This window comes from Hylemonella gracilis (genome assembly GCF_004328645.1).
In the GTDB taxonomy this organism is placed as follows: Bacteria; Pseudomonadota; Gammaproteobacteria; order Burkholderiales; family Burkholderiaceae_C; genus Hylemonella; species Hylemonella gracilis_B.
On the sequence record NZ_CP031395.1, the window covers coordinates 3,326,875 to 3,352,949 of the forward strand.

The following is a 26,075-nucleotide window of genomic DNA, read 5'->3' on the forward strand; positions in this document are numbered from 1 at the left end:
TCAGTCTCTTCAATCGCCCAGCAAGGACAGATCGCGCACCGCGCCCTTGTCCGCCGACATGGCCAGCAAGGCATAGGCCTTGAGCGCCGCCGAGACCTTGCGCGGACGCGGCTTGGCGGGCTTCCAGCCCTTTTGGTCTTGCTCGGCTCGGCGCTTGGCAAGTTCCTCGTCGCTGACCAGCACGTTGATGCCGCGGTTGGGGATGTCGATGCGGATGCGGTCGCCGTTCTTCACCAGGCCGATCGCGCCACCCGCCGCCGCTTCGGGCGAGCAGTGACCGATGGACAGGCCCGAGGTGCCCCCTGAGAAGCGTCCGTCGGTCAGCAGGGCGCAAGCCTTGCCCAGGCCCTTGGACTTGATATAGCTCGTGGGATAGAGCATTTCTTGCATGCCAGGGCCGCCCTTGGGGCCTTCGTAGCGCACGACGACCACATCACCCGCTTTCACCTGGTCACCCAGGATGTGCTCCACCGCTTCGTCCTGCGACTCGACCACGTGGGCCGGGCCTTCGAAGACCAGCAGGTTGTCGTCGACACCGGCCGTCTTCACCACGCAACCATTGAGCGCGATGTTGCCGAACAGCACGGCCAGACCGCCTTCCTTCGAGAACGCGTGGTCATAGGCACGGATGCAGCCTTCGGCGCGGTCGGTGTCCAGGCTGGGCCAGCGCGTGGACTGGCTGAAAGCCACCTGCGTCGGGATGCCCGCGGGCCCCGCCATGTAGAAGGTCTTGACGGCTTCAGACGGCTTGCGGGCAATGTCCCATTCGTCGAGCGCATCCTTGAGCGTCTTGCTGTGCACGGTGGGCACGTCGGTATGCAGCTTGCCGGCGCGGTCCAGCTCGCCCAGGATGGCCATGATGCCGCCCGCGCGGTGCACGTCCTCGATGTGGTACTTGTTGGTGTTGGGCGCGACCTTGCACAATTGCGGCACGCTGCGCGAGAGGCGGTCGATGTCGTCCATCGTGAAATCGATCTCGGCTTCCTGCGCCACGGCCAGCAGGTGCAGGATGGTGTTGGTCGAACCGCCCATGGCGATGTCCAGCGTGATCGCGTTCTCGAAGGCCTTGAAGCCCATGGAACGCGGCAGCACGGTCTCGTCGTCCTGCTCGTAATAGCGCTTGCAGAGTTCCACCACCAGACGGCCGGCGCGCTTGAACAGCTGTTCACGGTCGGCGTGGGTGGCGACCACGGTGCCGTTGCCCGGCAGGGACAGGCCCAGGGCTTCGGTGAGGCAGTTCATGGAATTGGCGGTGAACATGCCCGAGCAGGAGCCGCAGGTCGGACAGGCGGAGCGCTCCACTTCGGCCAGGTCTGCGTCACTGACCTTGTCGTCGGCGGCCATGACCATGGCATCGATCAGGTCCAGCTTCTTGATTTGGATGGTCTGTGTGCCGGGCACCGCGAGGCGCACTTTGCCGGCTTCCATCGGCCCGCCCGAGACGAACACCACGGGGATGTTCAGGCGCATGGCGGCCATCAGCATGCCGGGCGTGATCTTGTCGCAGTTGGAAATGCAGACCATCGCATCGGCGCAGTGCGCGTTGACCATGTATTCCACCGAGTCCGCGATGATGTCGCGGCTGGGCAGCGAATACAGCATGCCATCGTGGCCCATCGCGATGCCGTCATCGACCGCGATGGTGTTGAATTCCTTGGCCACGCCGCCGGCGGCTTCGATCTCACGCGCGACGAGCTGGCCCAGGTCCTTCAGGTGGACATGGCCGGGCACGAACTGCGTGAAGCTGTTGACGACGGCGATGATGGGTTTGCTGAAGTCGCCATCCTTCATGCCGGTGGCACGCCAGAGCGAACGGGCGCCGGCCATGTTGCGGCCGGCGGTGGATGTCAACGAACGGTATACGGGCATAAAGACTCTGGTATCGAATCGACGATGAATGGGCGGCCAGCACGGACCCTCTGAGGCAAGACCCATGCTGCCATGCAGCACAAATCCGGCAGGACCCCGGCGCCTCGCGGCCTTAGAATTCCGCCGGCCATTATCCTCTCAACCCCATTCCCACTCACTCGAGGAATTCCATGAAACGCATCCTGCCCACCCTGCTCGCCACCACCGCCCTCGCCGCCTTCAGCACCTCCGCCATGGCCGATCTGGCCCTGGCCCAGTCCAAGAACTGCATGGCCTGCCACCAGGTGGCGGTGAAAGTGGTCGGCCCCGCCTACAAGGACGTGGCCAAGAAGTACGCGGGCGACAAGAACGCCGCCGCCATGCTGGCCGCCAAGATCATGAAGGGTGGCTCCGGCGTCTGGGGTCCGGTGCCGATGCCGGCCAACCCCCAAGTCAGCGAAGCCGAGGCCAAGAAGCTGGCAGCCTGGGTGCTGAGCCAGAAGTAAGCACTGCGGCTCGCCCCCTCTACTCCACAACGCGCCCGTTCCGGGCGCGTTGTCGTTCCGGCTCGGCGGGTGCTGAACTGCAGTCCGCGGCCCTGGCTTCAGGCACCCGCCCGGACATGCACCCCTAGCCGCCCATCAGGAACCGCGCGGGCCAGATCACCGTCTGGGGGAAGAGCGTCATGACGAGCAGGATGCCAAACTCGGCCCACATAAAGGGCAGAACCCCCTTGAAGATATCGTCCATCTTCATGCGGCCCACGCCGGCCACGACGTTCAGCACGGTGCCCACCGGTGGCGTGATCAGGCCGATCGAGTTGTTGATGACGAAGAGCACGCCGAAGTAGATCGGGTCGATGCCGGCGGCCTTGATCACCGGCATGAGCACCGGGGTCATGATCAGAATGGTGGGCGTCATGTCCATCGCCGTGCCGACGGCCATGATGAGCAGCATGATGGCGAGCAGCAGCAGCGTCTGGTTGTCCATGAAAGGCTCAAGCAGCGCAACCAGTTGCTGTGGAATATTGGCCACGGTGATCAACCACGACGACACCATGGCGGCCGCCACCAGGAACATGATCACTGCCGAAGTCTTGGCTGCGTTGACGAAGACCGGCACCAGGGATTTGAGCGACAGCTCGCGGTAGACCACGGTGGCGACGAACAGGGCGTAGACAGCGGCGACCACGGCGGACTCGGTTGGCGTGAAGACCCCCATGCGCAGACCAACAATGATGATCAGCGGCAGCATCAACGCCCAGACCGATTCGCGCGCGGCTTTCCAGACTTCTCCCGTTGACTTCTTCGGCGGGCGCTGCAGCGTGCCCTTGCGGCAGAGCAGCCACCAGGTGAGGGCCAGGCTCAGACCGATCATGATGCCGGGAAAGATGCCGGCAATGAAGAGCTTACCGATGGACAGGTTGGCCGACACCCCAAAGATCACGAAGGCGATGCTGGGCGGGATGATCGGGCCGATCACGGCAGTGGCCGAAATCAGGCCGCCCGACGTCTGCTTGGAATGACCCGCTGCGGTCATCATGGGCAGGAGCAGTGCCGTGAGGGCCGCCGCGTCGGCGACTGCCGACCCGGACAGCGAGGACAGCAGGCACCCCGCCAGGATCGTCACATAGCCCAGTCCGCCACGCACATGGCCGACCAGCGCCATCGCGAGATTGACGATGCGCCGCGACAAGCCGCCCGTGTTCATGACCTCGCCAGCGAGCATGAAGAAGGGCACGGCCAGCAGCGGAAAACTGTCGGCACCGTTGATGAAGTTCTGCGCGAGGATCTGCGCGTCGAACATGTCCAGGTGCAGCATCAGGGCGACGCCGCTGGCCAGCAGGGCGAAAGCGATGGGGATGCCCAGCGCCATCGCGCCAAGCAGGCTCGCGAGAAAAATGAAAATCGTCATATTGTTTTCAAGCCTTCTTAACGCCCACGGATTCGATCGATTCCTCGGACTCCGTGCTCATGACAAGTTCCTGTTCCTGAAGCTTGCCCGACAAGACCCTCAGCAGTCGCAGCAGCAACAGCACGCCGGCGCAGACCGCGAACACCACCCCGGAGGCATAGAACACCGCCATGGTCAGTCCGGTGACGGGGGCCGTTGTGTCGGCATTGAGCAAGGTCTGTTGCCAGCTGCCCTTGAGGCAGAGCCAGGTCACGTAGAGCATGATCAGGTGCCCCACCACGTAGCAGACCTTCTTGCCGCCCACCGAGAGGCGAGACACCAGCATGTCGGTGCCAAGATGGGCGTTTTCGTGGATGGCGGCGATGCCTCCCAGGAAGGTGATCCAGACAAAGAGCCAACGCGACATCTCTTCGCTGATGGCGATGCCGGAATTGAAGACGTAGCGCAGCACCACGTTGCCGAAGACAAGCACCACCATGATGGCCAGGGCCAGAGCGATGGTGAGGTTCAGGACGCGGCAGCTTCTGTCAAGCATGTTGTTCAGCATGATGCCCTCCTAGAGCGCGGCGTCTTGCAGCAGGCCGCGCCCGGCCAGGTTGCCGATCAAGGCGCGCAGGCCGAAGCGCCAGGGCGGCGCGGTCTCGCAATGCGTGACGCGGTTGATCAGGGCACCCAGCCGGGGGCTGCGGATGGTCACCATGTCGCCCAGCTTATGGGTGAACCCACCGCCCGGACGATCGCGGTCCTCGATGGGCGCGAACAGCGTGCCGAGGAACAGCACAAACCCATCGGGGTACTGGTGCATGGCCACGGTCTGCGCGACGATGTCGGTCGGGTCGCGGCTGATGCGGTTCATGAGGTTGAGTCCGTGCAGCTCGAATTTATCCTCACCGATCACATGCAGGTGCACGGTTTCCTGGCGCACGTCGTCCAGTGTGTAGCCCTCGTCGAACAAGCGGATGAAGGGGCCGATGGCACAAGACGCGTTGTTGTCCTTGGACTTGCCCAGCAGCAGCGCGCTGCGACCCTCGATGTCACGCAGGTTGACGTCGTTGCCCAGGGTCGCGCCCACGATACCGCCGCGGCTGTTGATCGCCAGCACGACCTCGGGCTCGGGATTGTTCCAGGAGGAATCGGAGCGGATGCCGATGTCGTCGCCGCAGCCCACCGAAGCCATGGCCTGGGTCTTGGTGAAAACCTCCACGTCCGGGCCGATGCCCACCTCCAGATACTGCGACCACAGACCCTTCTTCTGCAGCAAGGCCTTGAGGTTCATGGCCTCGGGCGAGCCGGGTTTGATCTCCGACAGGTCCCCCCCGATCAGCGACAGCACCTGGCTGCGCAGGTCATTGGCCAGGCTGGCGTCACCGCGCGCCTGCTCCTCGATGACGCGTTCGATCAGGCTGGACGCGAAAGTGACGCCACTGGCCTTGACGGCCTGCAGGTCACAGGGTGCCAGCAACCAGGGGCGGCGCACGTCGCGCGCGCCGGGCAGGCTGTTGGCGAGCAGCTCGTCCACGCCGCAGAGTCGTTGTCCGGGCGTGCCGCGCACGGCTTGGGCCGGCTGGTCCACGTCCAGCAGCGTGCTCATGGTGGGGTAGGCGCGGCTGAGGTCGAACACACCGTCAGGCCGGATGGCCACGACGGCGGGACCAGCGCCCTTGCCTGGCACCCAGACACGGCCCACCAGGGTACCGGCCAGGCCGTCGTCGGGCAGGATGGACACGGGATCTTGCAATTTGGAAGTCAAAGTCATGGGGTCCTCAATGGTTGTGCCGCGGCGTGCGTTCCGCGATGCGCTGGAAATCCAGCGCGAAATCCAGCGTGGCGCCCTGATCCAGCTGGCCAGTTTTCTCCCGGTACAGGGCTTCCCAGGGCGAATGGCTGGGGGGTACCGGAGGCGCGGGCAGTTCTCGCTGACGGCGTGTGATTTCCTCGGGCGACACCAGTGCATCGCATCGCCCCTGATTGAGATCAACGCGGATCAAATCACCGCTTTGCAGCCAGCGCAGCCCCCCTCCCGCAGCGCTCTCGGGCGAGACGTTGAGGATGGACGGACTGTCCGAGGTGCCGGACTGGCGGCCATCGCCCAGGGTGGGCAGCGCGCTGATGCCACGCTGAATCAGCGCGTCGGGCGGTTGCATGTTGACGACTTCAGCCGAGCCCGGCCAGCCCAGCGGGCCCGCGCCGCGCATGACGAGGATGCAGTCTTCGTCGATGCCGAGCGCCGGGTCATTGATGCGCGCGTGGTAATCCTCGCCGCCTTCGAACACCACGGCACGTGCCTCGAACACCCCTTCCTGGCCGGGCCGGCTCAGGTAGCGAGCACGAAAGCGCTCGGAGATGACCGAGGTCTTCATGATGCCGAAGTCGAAGAGATTGCCGCGCAACACCAGGAAACCGGCCTTGTCGAGCAGCGGCTGATCAAAGGGCCGGATCACCTCGCGGTCACTCGCTTCGCGACCCGCCAGGTTGTCGGCCAAACGGCGTCCGGTGACGGTCAGGCAATCACCATGCAGACGCCCCGCCTGCATCAGCTCCCACATCAGCGCCGGCACACCGCCAGCCCGGAAGAAGCGTTCGCCCAGAAAGCGCCCCGCCGGCTGCATGTCGAGCAGCAGCGGCAGGTCGTAGGCGTGGGTGGTCCAGTCGTCCGGCTCCAGCCGAACCTGGGCATGGCGCGCCATGGCCATGATGTGGACCTGCGCATTGCTGGACCCACCCGCGCAGCTCACCACAGACAGCGCGTTGAGAAAGCTCTCGCGTGTGAGGATGCGCGAGGGACGCAGGTCTTCGTAGGCCATCTCGACGATGCGCCGCCCGGTTTCATAGGCCATCTGGCCGCGCTCGCGGTAAGGCGCGGGAATGGCCGAACAGCCCGTCAGCGACAGGCCCAGGGCCTCGGCCACGGCGTTCATGGTCGAGGCCGTGCCCATGGTGTTGCAGTGCCCGGCCGAAGGCGCGCTGCTGCAGGCGCGCTGCAGGAACTCTTCTTCGTCGATCTCGCCCGCAGCCAGTTGCCGGCGGCTGCGCCAGATCACGGTGCCGGAGCCGACCAGCTCACCGTTGTGCCAGCCATCGAGCATGGGTCCGCCCGACAGCACGATGGCGGGAATGTCCACGGTGCAGGCCGCCATGATGCCGGCCGGCGTGGTCTTGTCGCAGCCGGTCGTCAGCACCACGGCGTCGATCGGGTAGCCGTAGAGGATTTCGACCAGGCCCAGGTAGGCCAGGTTGCGGTCCAGCGCGGCGGTGGGCCGGCGACAGTTCTCGAAGATCGGATGGACAGGGAACTCCATCGGAATGCCCCCGGCGTCCCGTATGCCGTCACGCACGCGGCGCGCCAGCTCCAGATGGATACGGTTGCACGGCGACAGGTCACTGCCCGTCTGCGCGATCCCGATGATGGGCCGCCCGGAACGCAGTTCCTCCGGCGTCAGCCCGTAGTTCATGAAGCGCTCCAGATAGAGCGCCGTCATGTCCGAACGCTGCGGGTCGGCGAACCAATCCCGCGAGCGGAACGGACGGCTGGGTGTCTTGGCCATGCAGTCGTTTATTTCTTGCGAATCTTGGCCAGCTCGGCGTTCATTTCCTGGAAGGCGTCGCCGAAATCCTGACCGTACTTGGCAACCACCGGCGCGAGCTTGGCGCGCAGCTTGGCCTGTTCGGCCGGGCTGAGCTCGGTGACAACCATGCCATTGCTCTTGAGCTGGGCGAGCGCTTTCTCGCTGAATTCCCGGATGGTCTTGCGTTCGAACTGGGTCGCGTCCATCGCGCTGTCACGCACGATCTTCTGCTCCTGCGGCGACAGGCCATCCCAGGTCTTCTTGGACAGCAGCAGGACCCAGGCGCTGTACATATGGCGCGTCAGCGCCAGGTATTTCTGCACCTCGTAGAACTTGCTGGCCAGAATGGTCGGCGTGGGGTTCTCCTGACCATCGACCGCCTTCTGCTCCATGGCCGTGTAGACCTCGGGGAAAGGCATGGGCGTGGCGTTGACGCCCAGAGCTGTGAAGGTGTCGAGGAAGAGCGGGCTTTGGATCACGCGCAGCTTCAGGCCCTCGAGGTCGGCCGCCGTGTTGATGGCGCGGCGCGAGTTGGTGACGTGGCGGAAGCCGTTCTCCCAGAAGGCAAAGCCGATCAGCCCCTTCTCAGGCAGTTGAGCCAGCAGCTTCTGGCCAAAGGGACCGTCGAGCAGTGCGTCGGCTTCCTGCTCATTGTTCAACAGCATGGGCAGGTTGAGCGCGCCGAAGGGTTTGACCAGCGACATCAGCGTGGAGGCATCGGGCACCGTCATCTCCTGGATGCCGGCGCGCAAGGCCGAGGTCATGGTGATGTCGTTGCCCAGCGCCCCACTCGCATACACCTTGGCAGTCATCTTGCCACCACTGCGCTCGGACAACAGCTTGGCGAAGTGGTTGAGCGCCACGCCTTGCGGGTGGTCTTCGCTCAGGCCGATGCCAATCTTGAATACATGTTCCCTGACTTGCGCGGACACCGAGCCGGCCGCCAGGCCGAGCGCCAACGCCGCCAACACGACGGATCTGAATTTCATGCTTGTCTCCTGATGTTTGGATATATGTCCCGGCGCCAATTCCACCTGACTACCTGCGCGTCAGTTCAAGGGGCCCCAGGGCGAGCGCGAGATTAGGGAAGACAGCAGGTTCGGTCTACTGAATTTTCTGTAGAAAGTCATTCCATTTCGTTATGAATACAGCCGAATCATCCGGGTTCCCCCCTAGCCCCGAGCCTTCCATCGCCCGCTCCTTCAGCCGTCTTCGGTTCCGACATCTGCAGTTTCTGGACATCCTGGGACAAACCCGCAATCTGCGGCTCGCCTCCGAATGGATGCACATCACGCAGCCGGCGGCGACCAAGATGCTGATGGAGATCGAGACCATCCTCAACGCCCGCCTGTTCGACCGACAGTCACGTGGGGTGGCGCCCAACGAACTCGGCCTGTTCACCCTGCGCTACGCGAGCAGCGCGCTGGAAGGGCATCGCAAGTTCGCCCGCGAGTTCGACACGCTGCGGCACGGCGGCGCGGGGCATCTGACGATTGGCGCCATCTCGGGCTCGGCGCATCTGCTGATGTCCACGGTGTCCGAGGTCCAGCGCCTGAGGCCGCTGCTGGTGCTGAAGATGCTGGAGCAGAGCAGCGACCAGCTCGCGCTGTGGCTGTCCGAGCGCAAGATCGACCTGATGATCGGGCGCTTCACGAACAGCGAGCAGCAAGCGCAATTCCGCTACGAGCGCCTGTCGGCCGAGCCGCTGCAGGTGGTCGGTCGCGTGGACCACCCCCTGCGCAGCAAACGCATCCAGGACCTGACCGAACTGGCGCGCTGGCCCTGGATCCTGTATCCCTCGCCGACCGCGCTGCGCCGCGTCACCGACGACATCTTCAACAGCATCGGCCTGACACCCACCTCCGGCGTGGTCGAGACGCCCTCGTTCTGGTTCTCGCTGGAATTGCTGCAGACGACACAGATGCTGTCGCTGCAGCCAGCCTCGCTGGCGGAGGAATATGCGAAAAAAGGCCTGCTGACCCGCATCCAGGTCGACCTGCCCGACCGCATGCCGGATTACGGACTGATCACGCACCTGGGTGAGACCTTGCCGCCTTCCGCGCAGGCCTTCGTGTCGGTGTTGCGGGAGAAGGCGGGGGTGACAAGAGAAGCCTGAGGCGCAGGCAGTCACAGGCCGTCCAGGAAAGGCCAGCCCCGGAGCGATCTTTCAACCAGCCTAGGCGCTGAGGATCACCTTGAAGCCACCATAGATGAGCCGCTTGCCGTCAATGGGCATGGGGTTCTCGTCGGCTTGCATGCGCGGGTCGGCCATCACCTTGGTCCAGCCCGCGTCGCGCACTTCTCGGGACGGCCAGGTGACCCACGAGAACACCACGGCCTCGTCGTCCTGGCGTTTCACGGCCATGGTGAACGAGGTCAGCTTGCCTTCGGGCACGTCGTCGCCCCAGCACTCCACGACCGACAGCGCCCCGTGGTCCTTGAATACCTGCGCGGCATCGCGGGCGTGCTTGAGGTAAGCCTCCTGCTTGTCCAAGGGCACTGCGGCAACGAATCCATCAACGTAAGTCATGCGAATTTCCTTGAAGGTGGACGGGTCTGCTAGACACCGATTGACCGCGGCATCGCATCTTGCACGCCGCTGATGGAACGACGAACGACCGTGGTCGGAATCGACACGGTTTGGGAGGAAAGTTGAAACGGCGGGGTTTTAGTTACGGCCCGCCGCTATGCGCTTAACCTGGCGCTACGCGCCAAGTTGGCGCCTTCACTGAAATCCTGCGGAGGCAAGGCTCACGCCTTGCCTGCAACTTGCTCAGTTGGTCTGAGCAAGTTGCTCCAAGACCGCAGGATTCTCCAGCGTCGTGATGTCCTGGGTGATGGCTTCGCCCTTGGCCAGGCTGCGTAGCAGGCGGCGCATGATCTTGCCGCTGCGGGTCTTGGGCAGGTTGTCGCCGAAACGGATGTCCTTGGGCTTGGCGATGGGGCCGATTTCCTTGGCCACCCAGTTGCGCAGCTCGTTGGCGATCTGCCGGGCTTCCTCGCCCGTGGGACGCGAGCGCTTCAAGACCACGAAGGCGCAAATTGCTTCGCCGGTCAAATCGTCGGGACGGCCCACGACGGCGGCTTCGGCCACGAGGTCGGTCTTGGACACCAGGGCCGATTCGATCTCCATCGTGCCCAGGCGGTGGCCGCTGACGTTGAGCACATCGTCGATGCGGCCCGTGATGCGGAAGTAACCGCGGTCCGCCGAGCGGACCGCGCCGTCACCCGCCAGGTAGTAGCCCTTGAGCTCCTCGGGAAAGTAGCTTTTCTTGAAACGTTCCGGGTCACCCCAGATGGTGCGGATCATGGAAGGCCAGGGCTTCTTGATGACCAGGATGCCGCCCGTGCCGTTCGGGATGTCATTGCCCAACTCGTCCACGATGGCGGCGGCGATGCCCGGCAGCGGCAGCGTGCAGGAGCCCGGCACCAGCGGCGTGGCACCCGGCAACGGCGTGATGACGTGACCACCGGTCTCGGTCTGCCAGAAGGTGTCCACGATGGGGCAGCGCTCGCCGCCCACATGCTTGTGGTACCACATCCAGGCTTCGGGGTTGATGGGCTCGCCCACCGAACCGAGGATGCGCAAGCTGCTCAGATCCGAGCGGGCCGGATGCACCTTCTCGTCGCCTTCGGCGGCTTTGATCAGCGAACGGATGGCGGTGGGTGCGGTGTAGAAGATCGTCGCCTTGTGCTTCTCGATCATCTGCCAGAAACGGCCCGCGTTCGGGTAAGTGGGCACGCCCTCGAAGACGATCTGTGTCGCGCCGGCCGCCAGCGGGCCGTAGGCCACGTAGGTGTGGCCGGTGATCCAGCCGATGTCGGCCGTGCACCAGAAGATGTCGCTGGGCTGAAGGTCGAAAGTCCAGTCCATGGTCAGGCGCGCCCACAGCAGGTAGCCCCCTGTGGCGTGCTGCACGCCCTTGGGCTTGCCGGTGGAGCCACTGGTGTAGAGGATGAACAGCGGGTGTTCGGCGCCCACCTGCTCGGGCTTGCATTCCGTGCTCTGGCCCGCCAGGGCCTCGGTGAAGGTCTTGTCGCGGCCCGCGACCATATTGCAGGCGGTTTGCGTGCGCTGGTAGACCAGCACGGTCTTGATGCTCGCGCAGCCGCCCATGGCCAGGGCTTCGTCCACGATGGCCTTGAGCGGCAGTTCACGGCCGCCACGCATCTGGTAGTTGGCGGTGATGACGGCCACCGCGCCGGCGTCGATGATGCGTTCCTGCAGGCTCTTGGCGGAAAAACCACCGAAAACCACGCTGTGGGTCGCGCCGATGCGCGCGCAAGCCTGCATGGCCACCACGCCCTCGATCGTCATGGGCATGTAGATGAGGACACGGTCGCCCTTCTTGATGCCCTGGGCCTTGAGGGCGTTGGCGAACTGACCGACCTTGGCCAGGAGCTCCTTGTAGCTGACCTTGGTGACCGCGCCATCGTCGGCCTCGAAGAGGATGGCGGTCTTGTTTTCGACCGGCGTGCCCATGTGCTTGTCCAGGCAGTTGGCGCTGGCGTTCAACTCACCATCCTCGAACCACTTGTAGAACGGCTTGTTGCCCTGGTTCAAGGTCTTGGTGAACGGCTTGCCCCAGACCAGGTTCTCGCGGGCCAGACGCGCCCAGGTCCCTTCAAAATCCTTCTCGAAGGCATCGCACATGGCCTGGTACTGCGCCATGCCTGACACGCGCGCGGCCTTGACGGTCGCCGCAGGCGGCGGAAAAACCCGGTTTTCAACCAGCACGGATTCGATGGCCGAGGAAGAGGCGGTGGAAGAGCTCATGGTTTGCGTCCTCAAGATCGTTATAGGCGTGGAACAAGCTGCCATCGGCAGTGCCTCTTATTGTCCGACATGCGCTTACAAGGTTCTGACGCTAGCCCGACAAAACCGCAGGGGAAAACACTGCATCCCCCTCGCTGCGAAACCGGCGCGAAATGCAGCCTAGAATTCATGGTTTTCCCGGATCGCCGCATCCCTTTTTCCTGCATCCCTTCCCAAGTCTTTCCTCGCCTTCTTTTCATCATGTCTCAGCCCGAAGCGCCCAAGCATGAACCGCGGAGCACCGCTTCCCGCATGCGCCCCCTGCCTGCCATGATCTTCGCCAGTCGCTGGCTGCAGCTCCCCCTCTATCTGGGCCTGATCATTGCCCAGGGGGTGTACGTGGTGCACTTCCTGATCGAGCTTGAACACCTGGTGATGGCCGCCTTCGGCAACCAGGTGGCGCTGGACGCGCTGGTCCACAGCATCGGCTACAAGGCCGACGCGCCACTGAGCACCCTCAATGAAACGGTGATCATGTTGGTGGTGCTGGCGCTGATCGACGTGGTGATGATCTCCAACCTGCTGATCATGGTCATCGTCGGCGGCTTCGAGACCTTCGTGAGTCGCCTGAACCTAGAAGGACATCCCGACCAGCCCGAGTGGCTCAACCATGTCAATGCCTCGGTGCTCAAGGTCAAGCTGGCCACGGCCATCATCGGCATCAGCTCCATCCACTTGCTCAAGACCTTCATCAACGCCGCCAATTACAGTGACCGCGTGCTGATCGCGCAGACCGTCATCCATGTCGTCTTCCTGCTCTCCGCGATGGCGATCGCCTACACGGACCGCCTGATGAACAGCGGCACGGATGACAAGCACTGAGCACGCCGGAAGAACAAAACCGACACAGTCCCAGAGGAACCCGCCATGAGCACGACCATCCGCCAAGACGATCTGATCGAATCCATCGCCGCCGGGCTGCAGTACATCAGCTACTACCACCCGGCGGACTACATTGCCCACCTGGCGCGGGCCTATGAACGCGAAAAAAGCCCGGCGGCCAAGGACGCCATTGCCCAGATCCTGACCAACAGCAAGATGAGCGCCACGGGTCACCGCCCGATCTGCCAGGACACCGGCATCGTCAACGTCTTCCTCAAAGTGGGCATGGGCGTGCGCCTGGAAGGCTTCACCGGCAGTCTCGAGGACGCGGTGAACGAAGGCGTGCGCCGCGGCTACCTGAACCCGGACAACATGCTGCGCGCCTCCGTCGTGGCCGACCCGCAGTTCGCGCGCAAGAACACCAAGGACAACACGCCCGCCGTGATCTTCACCGAGCTCGTGCCCGGCGACAGCGTGGAGGTGACGCTGGCGGCCAAGGGCGGCGGCAGCGAGAACAAGAGCAAGATGTACATGCTCAACCCCAGCGACAGCGTGGTGGACTGGGTGCTCAAGACCGTGCCAACCATGGGCGCCGGCTGGTGTCCGCCCGGCATGCTGGGCATCGGCATCGGCGGCACGGCGGAGAAGGCCACGTTGATGGCGAAAGAGTCCCTGATGGACGACATCGACATGTACGAGCTGCAGGCCAAGGCGGGCAAGGGTGACAAGCTCACGCAGGTCGAGGAGTTGCGCCTGGAACTCTACGAGAAGGTCAACGCGCTGGGCATCGGCGCGCAGGGCCTGGGCGGCCTGACCACGGTGCTCGACATCAAGATCAAGATGTATCCGACGCACGCGGCAAGCAAGCCGATCGCGATGATTCCCAACTGCGCGGCCACGCGCCACGCGCACTTCGTGCTGGATGGCAGCGGTCCGGTCTACCTGGATCCGCCCAGCCTGGACCTCTGGCCCGACGTGCAGTGGATGCCCGACACGCAGAAAAGCAAGCGCGTCGACCTGAACACGCTCAGCAAGGAAGAGGTCGCCAGCTGGAAACCCGGCCAGACCTTGTTGCTCAACGGCAAGATGCTCACGGGTCGAGACGCCGCGCACAAGCGCATCGCCGACATGCTGGCCAAGGGCGAGAAGCTGCCCGTGGACTTCACCAACCGGGTGATCTATTACGTCGGCCCGGTGGACCCGGTGCGCGACGAAGCCGTCGGCCCCGCGGGCCCGACCACCGCCACGCGCATGGACAAGTTCACCGACATGATGCTGTCCAAGACCGGGCTGATCGCCATGATCGGCAAGGCCGAGCGCGGCCCCGAGGCCATCGCCGCCATCCAGAAACACAAAAGCGCCTACCTGATGGCCGTGGGTGGCGCGGCCTACCTCGTCAGCAAGGCGATCAAGCGGGCCAAGGTGGTCGGCTTCGAGGACCTGGGCATGGAGGCCATCTACGAGTTCGACGTGGTGGACATGCCGGTGACGGTGGCCGTCGACGCGGGCGGCACCAGCGCCCACATCACCGGCCCGGCCGAGTGGAGCCAGCGCATCGCCTCTGGCGAGTTCAAGGGCATCACGGTCGCCACGGCCTGACATCTTGGCCACGCCCGCACCGTCCACGTCCGCGTTGCCGACGCCGGAAAGCCCGATTGGCGTCTTCGACAGCGGTATCGGCGGTCTGAGCGTGCTCCAGGCCCTGCATGCCGAACTGCCGCACCAGCGCTACGTCTACCTGGCCGACAGCGGCCATGCGCCTTATGGGGAACGCGAGCCACAGCACGTGATCGACCGCACCATGGCCGCCGCCGAGCACCTGATCGTTCGGCATGGCATCCAGGCCCTGGTGGTCGCCTGCAACACGGCCACCGCGATCGCCATCCACTTGCTGCGCGCCGAATACCCTCAACTGCCCCTGGTGGGCCTGGAGCCTGCCATCAAGCCCGCGGCCCAGCACAGCCGCAACCGGCGGGTAGGCGTGCTGGCGACGCGCGGCACCTTGCAGAGCGAGAAATTCAGGGTGTTGCACGCGGGCCTGGCGCAGCAAGCCGAGTTCATCCTCCAGCCCTGCGATGGCCTGGCCGGCGCCATCGAGCGCCAGGACGAGGAACGCATCGCGACGCTGAGCGCCCAGTACACGGCGGCGCTGGGGCCCTGCGGCGTGGCTCCGGGTTGCATCGACACCGTGGTGCTGGGCTGCACGCACTACCCGCTGATCGCGCCCAGGCTGCGGACACTGCTGGGTCCGGACGTCGCGATGATCGAAAGCGGCGCGCCTGTCGCGCGCCAGACCCGGCGCATCCTGCCCCAGGTCGGGACCGAGGGAACGCCCAGCACCCGCTACTTCACCACTGGCCAGATCGGCGCGCTGCAAGCTGCCGCCCGGCGCTGGCTCGAGGCCGATGCTCGGGTTGAGAACCTGGATCTCGGCTGAAGGCCAGATAGGCCGGTAGAATACGCAGTTCGTCGGGGCGTAGCGCAGCCTGGTAGCGCATCTGGTTTGGGACCAGGAGGTCGCACGTTCGAATCGTGTCGCCCCGACCATCTGACCATCCTTCCCTGGTGGCCCTCTTGCGCACGCGCCCAGACCCCCTGCCCTGGCTCCAGCCCGGTGATGACTTTCCTCCGGTCGAACAGGCCTGGGGACGGGACTCCGAGGCGCCTGGCCTGCTCGCCGCTGGCGGCAGCCTGGATGTGGGAACGCTCAAGCGGGCTTACGCCGGCGGCATCTTTCCGTGGTTCAGCGCGGGGCAGCCCATCCTGTGGTGGAGCACCGAACCGCGCATGGTGCTGGAAACCGCGCGAGACGCGCCCTTGGGTTTTCGCCTGCACCGATCCCTGCGCAAGACCCTGCAGCGCTTCATCGGCGATCCGGCTTGCGAAATCCGCGTCAATACCGCCTTCGACGAAGTGGTGGCGTCTTGCGCGGGCAGTCCGCGCCCCGGCCAGGACGGCACCTGGATCACACCGGCCATGCGACGCGCTTACGCCGACCTGCACCGTGCGGGCCATGCGCATAGCATAGAGACCTGGACGGACGGTGAATTGCGCGGTGGCCTGTATTGCGTTTCACTGGGCCGTGCGGTCTATGGCGAATCCATGTTCGCACGCGCCACGGACGCCTCCAAGATCGCGCTGTCGGCACTGGTAGCCTTCTGCAGGACCCACGAAGTCGGTCTGGTCGACTGCCAGCAGAACACAGCCCACCTGGCCTCACTCGGCGCGCATGAAATCCCGCGGGCCGAGTTTCTGCGACACCTGGCCCGGGCCCGCGATCTCCCCGCGCCACGCTGGCAATTCGACCGCCTATACTGGAACTCAATCATTCCCCACGCCGTCGCCAGCCCCTGAAACCGCGCGCCGTCCACCCATGACGTACCTCCAAGACCTGCCGCTCCAGCACCTGCAGTTCTACGCCACGGCGCCCTACCCGTGCAGCTATCTGGAGGGTCGGCAAGCCCGTTCGCAGGTGGCCACGCCCAGCCACCTGATCAACAACAGCATCTACACCGGGCTGGTGGCCCAGGGCTTCCGCCGCAGCGGCATGTTCACCTACCGCCCGCACTGCGACGGCTGCCAGGCCTGCGTGCCCTTGCGGGTGCGCGCGGCGGATTTCATCCCCAACCGCAGCCAGCGCCGGGCATGGAACCGGCATGCCATGCTGCACGTCCAGGTCACGCGGCTGGCGTTCAGCCCCGAGCACTACCAGCTCTACCTGCGCTACCAGAATGGCCGGCATGCCGGCGGTGGCATGGACCAGGACAGCATCGACCAGTACACACAGTTCCTGCTGCAAAGCCGGGTCAACTCCCGGCTGGTGGAGTTCCGGGAGCCGGCACAGGCTGGCGCGCCCGGCGCCTTGCGCATGGTTTCCGTGCTGGACGTGCTGGACGACGGCCTGTCCGCCGTCTACACCTTCTACGACCCAGATCCTCCACCCGACTCACCCGGCGCCAGCTACGGCACTTACAACGTGCTGTGGCAGATTGAGCAGGCCCGCCAGTTGGACCTGCCCTACGTCTACCTGGGCTACTGGATCCAGCACAGTCCCAAGATGAATTACAAGGCGCGCTTCATGCCGCACGAACTGTTGTTGCGTGGGCACTGGCAGGAAGCCCCTGACACCGCAACGCCAACGGCCTCCTGAGCCAATTCAGACAGAGGATCTGACCCGGTCAGATCCAGCTTGAGGCTTTGAAGTCCGCACTTTTTTGTGCGGCGCAGCAATTCCTGTTGTCCATCGAATTTCAAGGCATAAAATAGACCTCTCTTTGAAACGCGTATTGCAGGAGAGAAGCCCAATGAGGAAAAAAGACCCGGACGCCGTCAGCACACCAACCGTGCAGGTGATTGAACGCATGTTCACACTCATGGACGTGCTGGCGTCACGCGAGGACGCCATTTCGTTGAAGGAAATCAGCGAAAAGACCGGGTTGCATCCCTCGACGGCCCACCGGATTCTGAACGACCTGGCCACCGGCCGTTTCGTCGACCGCCCGCAACCCGGCAGCTATCGCCTGGGCATGCGCCTGCTGGAGTTGGGCAATATGGTCAAGGCCCGCTTGAACGTGCGGGACGCGGCGATCGCGCCCATGCGTGAGTTGCATCGCCAGATCCAGCAACCGGTGAACCTCAGCCTGCGCCAGGGCGACGAAATCGTCTACATCGAACGTGCTTATAGCGAACGCTCGGGCATGCAGGTCATTCGCGCCGTGGGCGGGCGCGCACCCTTGCACCTGACGTCGGTGGGCAAGCTGTTTCTCGCAGCCGACGACCCGCAGCGCGTGCGGGCTTATGCCACGCGCACCGGGTTGGCCGGGCACACCAAAAACAGCATCACCCAACTGCCCGTGCTGGAGCGGGAACTGGTGAAGATCCGCCAGTCCGGCGTCTCGCACGATGACGAGGAGCTGGAACTGGGCGTGCACTGCTTAGCCGCCGGCATCCATGACGACCAGGGCAAGCTGGTCGCTGGCCTGTCGATCTCCGCGCCCACCGGGCGACTGGACAAGGAATGGGCAGTGAAGCTGCAGGGCGTCGCGAACGAGATTTCGCGGATGCTGGGCCACCGCAGCCCTACTGCCCCAACCTGAATTCCATCCGCAACCGCCGCCGACGACGCGGCGGGGTGCGGCCTCAGGTTTTGCTGGCCAAGTCCAAGGTTTCGCCACCGGCCTGCTTGGCCTCGTTGGCTTCCACCCATCGGCGCACGCGCTCGGCGTCGCCCAGACGGCTGAGCTTGCCCACCGAGTCCAGGAAGACCATGATGAGCTTGCGACCGGCCACGGTGGCCTGCATCACCAAGCATTGGCCAGCTTCACTGATGTAACCCGTCTTCTGCAGGCCGATGTCCCAGCGCTGGTTCAGTACCAGCCGGTTGGTGTTGGCGAACACCATCTTGCGTTGCCCCACGGCCACTTGGTAGGCACGGCTGGTGGAAAACTCACGCAGCATCGGGTCGGCCGAGGCGGCGTCGACCAGCAGGGCCAGGTCCCGCGCGCTGGACTGGTTGCGACTGGACAGGCCCGTCGGCTCTGCGAAGCGGGTGTCCTGCATGCCCAGTAATTGCGCCTTGGCGTTCATCATGATGACGAAGATGCCCACCCCCCCGGGATAGGTACGCCCGAGTGCATTGGCGGCCCGGTTCTCGCTGGCCATCAAGGCCAGATGCAGCAGTTCGCCCCGGGTCAGCACGGTACCTACACGCAGGCGCGACACGCTGTTCTTTTCGGTATCGACATCGTCCTGCGTGATGGTGATGGACTCGTCCAAGGGCAGCTCAGCTTCGCTGATGAGCAGCGTGGTCATCAGCTTGGTCAAGGACGCGATCGGCAGCACGGCCTCCTCGTTCTTGCTGAACAGCACTTCCTGGGTGTCCTGGTCGATCACGTAGGCCACGCTGGAACGCAGTGACAAGGGATCGCTGACGCGGTGCAGGCCGGCCTGCATGCCCATGGAAGGCTTGGCCGGAATGACCATGCGACGCACGAACTGCCGCCTGGGCGCCGGTTTGACACCAGCTCCCTGCACCTTGCCCGCCTGACGCGGCGCGGAAGAGGCGGCCGGCATGGCACCCGATGCAGCCACTCCCGGCAGAGGCAACACCAGCAAGGCGACAGAAAGCGAGAAACAGGCGAGCGAAACCAGATTGCGGGCCATACCCGCAGTTTTCAGTCGCAATGATGTGAAGAAGGATGACATTTCCGCGCGACCAGCACGCTGGCCTTGGCTATAGACGCTGTCATCGTTCGATGGATGACACCAATTAGCGCACGGTTATACAGAAAATATCATTCTCGATCAATCACTTGGCCACATTTTTTCACGTTCCGTTACAGCAGAAACAGTGGGATGAAGCCGGTCTTTTCCAGGCTTCATCCCTGCGCGCCCGGGTGTTCCACCCGGCGCGCGCCTTCCTCAGACGGAGGCGGCGACCTGTTCGGCCCCGCGCCGGGCCCGCAGCAGACCCGACACAATAGCCTTGAGCGACGCGGACACGATGTTCGCGTCCATGCCGACACCGAACAGGGTGCGCTCGCCCACGCGCAGCTCCAGATAGGCGATGGCCTGGGCATTGGCGCCCGAGCCCACGGCGTGCTCGTGGTAGTCCAGCACGCGCACGGACTCGCCCACCGCCGTGGCCAGACCTTCGACAAAGGCTTCAATGGGCCCGTTCCCCGCGCCCTCGATGGCCAGGCTCTTGCCTTCCAGCACCACGTCGGCCTGCAAGGTGGTCATGCGCACGCCAGCGGCGTTTTCCCCTTCTTCCTGCACGCGGTACCGCGGCGACGCTACCTCGTTCAAGCCGTACTCGCGCATGAAGACCCCGTGGATGTCCCGCGCGCTCAGCTCCTTGCCACTGGCGTCCATCACGGCCTGCACCACCTGGCTGAACTCAATCTGCAGCCGACGCGGCAGTTCCAGACCGTACTCGCTCTCCAGCAGGTAGGCGATGCCACCCTTGCCGGACTGGCTGTTGACGCGAATCACCGCTTCATAACTGCGCCCCAGATCCTTGGGGTCGATGGGCAGGTAAGGCATGACCCAGATATCACTCTCCTTGCGCGCCGAGAAGGCCTTCTTGATGGCGTCCTGGTGCGAGCCGGAGAAGGAGGTGTAGACCAGCTCACCCACGTAAGGATGACGCGGGTGCACCGGCAGTTGGTTGCAGTGCTCCACCACCCGGCGGATTTCATCGATGTCGGAAAAATCCAGGCCCGGGTTCACGCCCTGGGTGTAGAGATTGAGCGCGACGTTGACCAGATCCAGGTTGCCCGTGCGCTCGCCGTTGCCGAAGAGACAGCCTTCCAGACGATCACCGCCGGCCATGATGGCCAGCTCGCCCGCCGCCGTGCCGGTACCCCGATCATTGTGGGGATGGATCGACAACACGATGCTGTCGCGTCGGGCCAGGTGGCGGTGCATCCACTCCACCATGTCGGCGAAAATGTTGGGTGTGGAATGCTCCACTGTCGAGGGCAGGTTGATGATGCACTTACGCTGGGGGGTCGGTTGCCAGACCTCGGTGACCGCGTCGACCACCCGCTTGGCGAAGGGCAGTTCAGTGCCGGAAAACATCTCCGGCGAATACTCAAAGGTCCACTGGGTTTCGGGATGCTCGGCCGCGATCTGCTTGAACAATGTGGCGTTCGTCACCGCCAATTCGACGATGCCGTCCTCGCTCAGCCCCAACACCACCTTGCGCATGACAGGTGCCGTGGCGTTGTAGAGATGGACGATGGAGCGCTTGGCGCCCTTGAGTGACTCAAACGTGCGGCGGATCAGGTGCTCGCGTGCTTGCGTCAGCACCTGGATCGTCACGTCGTCTGGAATCAGTTGATCGTCGATCAGCTTGCGCACGAAGTCGTATTCGATCTGCGAGGCCGAAGGAAAGCCGACTTCGATCTCCTTGAAGCCGATGTCCACCAGCGCTTGGAACATCTTGAGCTTGCGCGGAATGTCCATGGGCTCGATCAGCGCCTGGTTGCCGTCCCGCAGGTCCACGCTGCACCACACGGGGGGCTTGGTCAGCACCGCATCGGGCCAGGTACGGTCCTTGAGACCGATCGGGGTGAAGGCGCGGTATTTGGCGGCGGGGTTTTTCAACATCGTCATCGTGAATCTCCAGCAAGTTGGTCAGTCGTTGATGCGCACCTGCGGCTAGTTCGAACATTCCAAAACACAAAGGCCCGCTGCAGGTGCATACGGGCCTTAAGGATTGGGGAGTGCGCGTGCGCTACCGTAGCCGCCCGTTGAGGGAGGAGATCAGTAGGGCTAGCGCCAGGAAGTTCATGGGGACTAATTTAGCACAAAACACGAAAGCGGTGAAAAATTCAGCGCTCGCGGTCCGGATGCAGGCCACTTTCCTCAGGCTCATCGATCGAGGTGCTGATCACGCTGACGCGCTGCCCCTTGAGCCTGCGCCAGGCGTACACCGCGTAACCGCTCACGCCATAGAGTGCGAAGATGCCAAACAGCACGGTGGCCGGGTCGATGGTGATCAGCGCGTAAATCAAGACGATCAGGATCACGGTCGCGAAAGGCACACTCTTCTTGAAGCCGATGTCCTTGAAGCTGTAGAACGGCACGTTGCTCACCATGGTCAGGCCGGCGTAAAGCGCCAGGGCGAAGACAAACCAGCAGACGGCGCGCGTCTCCTCCGGCTTCACATCCCACTCGATCATGATCCAGATGAAACCGGTCAACAGCGCCGCGGCCGCCGGCGAGGGCAGCCCCTGGAAATAGCGCTTGTCCACCACGGCGGTGTTGACGTTGAAACGCGCCAGCCGCAAAGCGGCGCAGGCGCAATAGACAAAGGCGGCCATCCAGCCCCAGCGCCCCACGTCCTTCAAGGCCCAGGCATAAGCGACCAAGGCGGGCGCCACGCCAAATGAGACCATGTCCGACAGGGAATCCATCTGCTCGCCGAAGGCGCTCTGGGAGTTGGTCATGCGCGCCACGCGACCATCCAGTCCATCCAGCACCATCGCGCAGAAGATGCCGATGACGGCCAGGCCGAAACGGTCGTTCATGGCCATGACGATGGCATAGAAACCACCGAACAAGGCGGCCAGCGTGACCAGATTGGGCAGCATGTAGATGCCCTTGCTTGTGCTCTTGGGCAGCGGACTCGCTGCCCGTTCATTGTTGTCGGCCATATCTTCCTGCACGTCGTTTTGCATGGAGCGCAAGTGTAAGCGAGCGCCCTGCCCTTCCGCGCAAGCACTGAAATGGAACAAGGCTGCCTGAGGCAGCCTTGTTCCATTCATGCCGGCGTCAACGGCGCGAAAAGCGCCTGCGCCCCCCGGACGGCATCAAAACCAAACCCGCCGGGGCCGTCGATCAGTTGCGGGACTGATCCACCAGCTTGTTCTTGGCGATCCAGGGCATCATGGCGCGCAGCTGGCCACCGACCTTCTCGATGGAATGGTCGGCGGTGTTGCGGCGGCGGGCGGTCATGCTCGGGTAATTCAGGCGACCTTCCTGGATGAACATCTTGGCGTAATCGCCATTCTGAATGCGCTTCAGGGCATTGCGCATGGCCGCGCGCGAGGTTTCATTGATCACCTCGGGGCCGGTCACATACTCGCCAAACTCCGCGTTGTTGGAAATCGAGTAGTTCATGTTGGCGATGCCGCCCTCATAGATCAGGTCCACGATGAGCTTGAGCTCGTGCAGGCACTCGAAGTAGGCCATCTCGGGCGCGTAACCGGCCTCGACCAGGGTCTCGTAACCCATCTTGATCAGCTCGACGGCACCGCCGCACAGCACGGCTTGTTCGCCGAACAGATCGGTCTCGGTTTCTTCCTTGAAGTTGGTCTCGATGATGCCGGCCTTGCCGCCGCCATTGGCCATTGCGTAGCTCAACGCCAGGTCACGCGCCTTGCCGCTCTTGTCCTGGTGCACCGCCACCAGGTGCGGCACGCCGCCGCCTTGGGCGTAGGTAGAACGCACGGTGTGGCCTGGGGCCTTGGGTGCGACCATCCAGACGTCCAAGTCGGCGCGCGGCACGACTTGGTTGTAGTGCACGTTGAAGCCGTGCGCGAAGGCGAGGGATGCGCCCTTCTTGATGTTGGGCTCGACGTTGTTTTTGTAGACCTCGGCGATCTGCTCATCCGGCAACAGAATCATCACCACGTCGGCAGTCTTGACCGCGTCGTTGACTTCCAGCACGTTCAGGCCGGCCTTGCCGACCTTGTCCCAGGAAGCGCCGCCTTTGCGCAGGCCGACGACGACCTTGACGCCGCTGTCATTCAAGTTCTGCGCGTGCGCATGGCCTTGCGAGCCATAACCAATGATGGCGACGGTCTTGCCCTTGATGAGGCTCAGATCACAATCTTTGTCGTAGAAAACTTTCACTTTGCTGCTCCTGTGGAAAACATGAAATAAGGGTGGAAAAAGTCAGGCTCACGGTTAGACGCGCAGTATCCGCTCGCCACGGCCAACACCGCTGCCACCGGTTCGAACAGTCTCGAGAATGGCCGCACGGTCGATGGCATCGAGGAAGGCGTCGTTCTTGGCCTGGTCGCCCGTCATCTCGATGGTGTAGCTCTTGTCGGTCACGTCGATGATGCGGCCACGGAAGATGTCGGCGGTGCGCTTCATCTCCTCGCGCTCCTTGCCCACGGCGCGAACCTTGACCATCATGAGCTCGCGCTCGATGTAGGCCCCTTCGGTGAGGTCCACCACTTTCACGACCTCGATCAGCCGGTTCAGGTGCTTGGTGATCTGTTCGATCACCTCGTCCGAGCCGGCGGTCTGGATGGTCATGCGCGAGAGCGAGGCGTCCTCGGTGGGCGCGACAGTCAGCGACTCGATGTTGTAGCCACGGGCCGAGAACAGGCCCACGACGCGGGACAGTGCGCCAGGTTCATTTTCCAGCAGCACGGCGATGATGTGTTTCATTGCGATTCCTCTTTTTGCCACCCTCCCCCGCTGCCGGTAAGCAGCAGGCTCGGTGGTCAATAGATTCGTCCAGGTTTGAAAGAATGCGGGCCCCAGGCTACCCCAGGCCCTGCTTGCGGGATCAGAGATCCTCGGCGCCCAGCAGCATCTCGGTGATGCCCTTGCCGGCCTGCACCATCGGGAACACGTTCTCGGTGGGGTCGGTGCGGAAGTCGAGAAAGACCGTGCGATCCTTCAACCTGCGCGCCTCGCGCAGCGCGCCTTCCACGTCGGACGGCTTCTCGATCAGCAAGCCGACATGCCCGTAGGCCTCGGCCAGCTTCACGAAGTCGGGCAGGGAATCCATGTAGCTGTGGCTGTACCGACCCGAATACTCGATCTCCTGCCACTGCCGAACCATGCCCAGGTAGCGGTTGTTGAGCGAGAGGATCTTGATGGGCGTGTTGTACTGGCGGCAGGTTGCCAGCTCCTGGATGCACATCTGCACCGAGCCTTCGCCCGTCACGCAGAACACCTCGCTCTCCGGCTTGGCCAGCTTGATGCCCATGGCATAAGGAATGCCCACGCCCATGGTGCCCAGGCCACCGGAGTTGATCCAACGCCGGGGCTGGTTGAAGCGGTAGTACTGCGCGGCCCACATCTGGTGCTGGCCCACGTCGGAGGTGACGTAGGCATCCGCGTCGCGGGTCATGTTCCACAGCGTCTCGATCACGAACTGCGGTTTGATGACGTCCTGGTTGGCACGGTCGTACTTCAGGCAGTCGCGTGCGCGCCAGCCTTCGATGCTGTCCCACCAGGCCTGCAGTGCGCCGGCCTCGGGGCGCTGCGGACTTTCCTTGATGGCCACCAGCATCTCGGACAGCACGTCCTTCACGTCACCGACGATGGGCACGTCCACCTTCACCCGCTTAGAGATGCTCGACGGATCGATGTCGATGTGGATGATCTTGCGGTCCACCGAGGCAAAGTGCTTGGGATTGCCGATCACGCGGTCATCGAAGCGCGCGCCCACGGCCAGCAGCACGTCGCAGTTCTGCATGGCGTTGTTGGCTTCCCAGGTGCCGTGCATGCCCAACATGCCGAGGAATTTGCGGTCGGTGGCGGGGTAGGCTCCCAGGCCCATCAGGGTATTGGTCACCGGGTAGCCCAGCAGGTCCACCAACTCGCGCAACTCAGGCACGGCATTGCCCAGCAGCACGCCACCGCCGGTGTAAATGTAGGGACGCTTGGCGGCCAGCAGCAACTGAAGGGCCTTGCGGATCTGGCCCGCGTGCCCCTTCTTGACCGGATTGTAGGAGCGCATGTGCACGCTTTCGGGATAGCCCTTGTACGGCACCTTCTTGAAAGACACATCCTTCGGAATGTCCACCACCACCGGACCGGGGCGGCCGCTGCGGGCGATATGAAAGGCTTTCTTCAGGGTATCGGCCAGGTCGTTGGCGTCCTTGACCAGGAAGTTGTGCTTGACGATCGGGCGGGTGATGCCCACGGTGTCGCATTCCTGGAAGGCATCAAGGCCGATGGCCGCAGTCGGCACCTGGCCACAGATGATGACCATCGGAATGCTGTCCATGTAGGCCGTCGCGATGCCGGTCACCGCGTTGGTGACGCCCGGCCCGGAGGTGACCAGGGCCACGCCCACATCACCCGTGGCGCGCGCGTAACCGTCGGCCGCGTGCACGGCGCCCTGCTCGTGGCGAACCAGGATGTGCTGGATGCTGTCTTGCTTGTAAAAAGCGTCGTAGATGTGAAGCACTGCACCACCTGGGTAACCCCAGACGTACTTCACGCTCTCGGCTTGCAAGGCCTTGATGAGGATCTCCGCGCCGCGCAGATCTTCGGTCGTGCCTTCGGCCGCAGCAGCGGCGGAGGCAATTTCAGCTTTGGAAATTTCCATGATGAACCTCGAGTATTTCTCTGACGAAAAACCTGGGGTGCTCCTTCGCCAGCGCTTGTGGCACCGCGTCGGAACTTGAGGCCAAAGCCATGAGCGCATCGGATAACCGCGCCGGACTGTGACCCGTTTGCCAATCGGATGAGTTGAATGAGCAGGGCGCATTATGGCATTGCCCGGGCCAGCTGCGGCAATTTCGACGCGGCGGGCATCGGCTGCTGAGATAATCAGCTCAAATCCGTGTTGAACGCATGACGAATTCCCAGCAGCCGGCCACGGCACCTTCTTCCCCCGACACACTCGCCAC

Annotated in this window: 22 protein-coding genes and 1 tRNA gene; 9 read left to right on the top strand and 14 right to left on the bottom strand. The window is 63.8% G+C overall.

The features are described 5' to 3' along the window. Window positions 1–9 precede the first annotated feature (9 nt). Complete coding sequence (gene ilvD / locus DW355_RS15505) at window positions 10–1,869, bottom strand: dihydroxy-acid dehydratase (protein WP_131281408.1); 1,860 nt, start codon at window positions 1,867–1,869, stop codon at window positions 10–12. 170 nt (window positions 1,870–2,039) lie between these two features. On the opposite strand from ilvD, the gene DW355_RS15510 reads away from it, so the two are divergent. Then, on the top strand, window positions 2,040–2,354 hold the full coding sequence (locus DW355_RS15510) for a c-type cytochrome (RefSeq protein ID WP_131281410.1): 315 nt from the start codon (window positions 2,040–2,042) through the stop codon (window positions 2,352–2,354). Between the two features lie 124 nt (window positions 2,355–2,478). Here the strand turns inward: DW355_RS15510 and DW355_RS15515 are convergent, their stop codons facing one another. Genes DW355_RS15515 through DW355_RS15535 form a run of 5 tightly spaced genes read right to left on the bottom strand, consistent with a single transcriptional unit; the run spans window position 2,479 to window position 8,317 of the window. After that, window positions 2,479–3,762 carry a TRAP transporter large permease gene (locus DW355_RS15515; protein ID WP_131281412.1) on the bottom strand — a complete coding sequence of 428 codons (1,284 nt, stop codon included), beginning with the start codon at window positions 3,760–3,762 and terminating at the stop codon, window positions 2,479–2,481. Between the two features lie 7 nt (window positions 3,763–3,769). Further along, window positions 3,770–4,309, bottom strand: a complete 540-nt coding sequence (locus DW355_RS15520) for a TRAP transporter small permease (RefSeq protein WP_131281414.1) — start codon at window positions 4,307–4,309, stop codon at window positions 3,770–3,772. A gap of 9 nt (window positions 4,310–4,318) precedes the next feature. Further along, window positions 4,319–5,518: a fumarylacetoacetate hydrolase family protein gene (locus tag DW355_RS15525; protein WP_131281416.1), complete on the bottom strand. Its 1,200-nt coding sequence runs from the start codon at window positions 5,516–5,518 to the stop codon at window positions 4,319–4,321. A gap of 7 nt (window positions 5,519–5,525) precedes the next feature. Then, window positions 5,526–7,307, bottom strand: coding sequence for an IlvD/Edd family dehydratase (locus tag DW355_RS15530; RefSeq protein ID WP_131281418.1), 1,782 nt, complete (start codon window positions 7,305–7,307; stop codon window positions 5,526–5,528). An 8-nt stretch (window positions 7,308–7,315) separates the two neighbouring features. After that, a complete protein-coding gene (locus tag DW355_RS15535) occupies window positions 7,316–8,317 on the bottom strand; it encodes a TRAP transporter substrate-binding protein (RefSeq protein ID WP_131281420.1) in 1,002 nt (333 codons plus the stop codon). 152 nt (window positions 8,318–8,469) lie between these two features. On the opposite strand from DW355_RS15535, the gene DW355_RS15540 reads away from it, so the two are divergent. Then, window positions 8,470–9,444 (top strand): LysR substrate-binding domain-containing protein, encoded by a 975-nt coding sequence (locus DW355_RS15540; RefSeq protein ID WP_131281421.1) that lies wholly within the window; start codon window positions 8,470–8,472, stop codon window positions 9,442–9,444. A gap of 60 nt (window positions 9,445–9,504) precedes the next feature. Here the strand turns inward: DW355_RS15540 and DW355_RS15545 are convergent, their stop codons facing one another. Together DW355_RS15545 and acs are read right to left on the bottom strand one after the other, a co-directional pair. Beyond that, window positions 9,505–9,858 carry a DUF1428 domain-containing protein gene (locus tag DW355_RS15545; RefSeq protein WP_131281423.1) on the bottom strand — a complete coding sequence of 118 codons (354 nt, stop codon included), beginning with the start codon at window positions 9,856–9,858 and terminating at the stop codon, window positions 9,505–9,507. A 243-nt stretch (window positions 9,859–10,101) separates the two neighbouring features. Next, complete coding sequence (gene acs / locus DW355_RS15550; protein ID WP_131281425.1) at window positions 10,102–12,105, bottom strand: acetate--CoA ligase; 2,004 nt, start codon at window positions 12,103–12,105, stop codon at window positions 10,102–10,104. A gap of 240 nt (window positions 12,106–12,345) precedes the next feature. Here acs and DW355_RS15555 point away from each other — a divergent pair, with 240 nt between their 5' ends. From DW355_RS15555 to DW355_RS15585, 7 genes are all read left to right on the top strand, one after another. Then, complete coding sequence (locus tag DW355_RS15555; RefSeq protein ID WP_131281427.1) at window positions 12,346–12,966, top strand: YqhA family protein; 621 nt, start codon at window positions 12,346–12,348, stop codon at window positions 12,964–12,966. Between the two features lie 45 nt (window positions 12,967–13,011). Beyond that, window positions 13,012–14,565, top strand: coding sequence for a fumarate hydratase (locus DW355_RS15560; protein WP_131281429.1), 1,554 nt, complete (start codon window positions 13,012–13,014; stop codon window positions 14,563–14,565). Window positions 14,566–14,599: 34 nt separating this feature from the next. Continuing rightward, window positions 14,600–15,403, top strand: a complete 804-nt coding sequence (gene murI / locus DW355_RS15565; protein ID WP_131282793.1) for a glutamate racemase — start codon at window positions 14,600–14,602, stop codon at window positions 15,401–15,403. A gap of 33 nt (window positions 15,404–15,436) precedes the next feature. Beyond that, window positions 15,437–15,513, top strand: a tRNA-Pro gene (locus DW355_RS15570). 18 nt (window positions 15,514–15,531) lie between these two features. After that, window positions 15,532–16,320 (top strand): leucyl/phenylalanyl-tRNA--protein transferase, encoded by a 789-nt coding sequence (gene aat / locus DW355_RS15575; protein ID WP_131281431.1) that lies wholly within the window; start codon window positions 15,532–15,534, stop codon window positions 16,318–16,320. A 19-nt stretch (window positions 16,321–16,339) separates the two neighbouring features. Next, entirely contained in the window at window positions 16,340–17,116 is a 777-nt protein-coding gene (locus tag DW355_RS15580) for an arginyltransferase (RefSeq protein ID WP_131281433.1), read from the top strand. A 154-nt stretch (window positions 17,117–17,270) separates the two neighbouring features. Continuing rightward, window positions 17,271–18,062, top strand: coding sequence for an IclR family transcriptional regulator (locus DW355_RS15585; RefSeq protein WP_131281435.1), 792 nt, complete (start codon window positions 17,271–17,273; stop codon window positions 18,060–18,062). 43 nt (window positions 18,063–18,105) lie between these two features. On the opposite strand, the gene DW355_RS15590 is transcribed toward DW355_RS15585, so the two are convergent. From DW355_RS15590 to DW355_RS15615, 6 genes are all read right to left on the bottom strand, one after another. Then, window positions 18,106–19,128 (bottom strand): serine hydrolase, encoded by a 1,023-nt coding sequence (locus DW355_RS15590; RefSeq protein ID WP_242671211.1) that lies wholly within the window; start codon window positions 19,126–19,128, stop codon window positions 18,106–18,108. Window positions 19,129–19,386: 258 nt separating this feature from the next. Then, window positions 19,387–21,078, bottom strand: coding sequence for a 2-isopropylmalate synthase (gene leuA / locus DW355_RS15595; protein WP_131282795.1), 1,692 nt, complete (start codon window positions 21,076–21,078; stop codon window positions 19,387–19,389). Window positions 21,079–21,302: 224 nt separating this feature from the next. Further along, window positions 21,303–22,127: a CDP-diacylglycerol--serine O-phosphatidyltransferase gene (gene pssA, locus DW355_RS15600; RefSeq protein WP_131281440.1), complete on the bottom strand. Its 825-nt coding sequence runs from the start codon at window positions 22,125–22,127 to the stop codon at window positions 21,303–21,305. Window positions 22,128–22,311: 184 nt separating this feature from the next. Continuing rightward, on the bottom strand, window positions 22,312–23,328 hold the full coding sequence (ilvC, locus tag DW355_RS15605) for a ketol-acid reductoisomerase (RefSeq protein ID WP_131281442.1): 1,017 nt from the start codon (window positions 23,326–23,328) through the stop codon (window positions 22,312–22,314). 54 nt (window positions 23,329–23,382) lie between these two features. Beyond that, window positions 23,383–23,874: an acetolactate synthase small subunit gene (ilvN, locus tag DW355_RS15610; protein WP_131281444.1), complete on the bottom strand. Its 492-nt coding sequence runs from the start codon at window positions 23,872–23,874 to the stop codon at window positions 23,383–23,385. 121 nt (window positions 23,875–23,995) lie between these two features. Beyond that, complete coding sequence (locus tag DW355_RS15615) at window positions 23,996–25,771, bottom strand: acetolactate synthase 3 catalytic subunit (protein ID WP_131281446.1); 1,776 nt, start codon at window positions 25,769–25,771, stop codon at window positions 23,996–23,998. Between the last annotated feature and the right edge of the window lie 304 nt (window positions 25,772–26,075).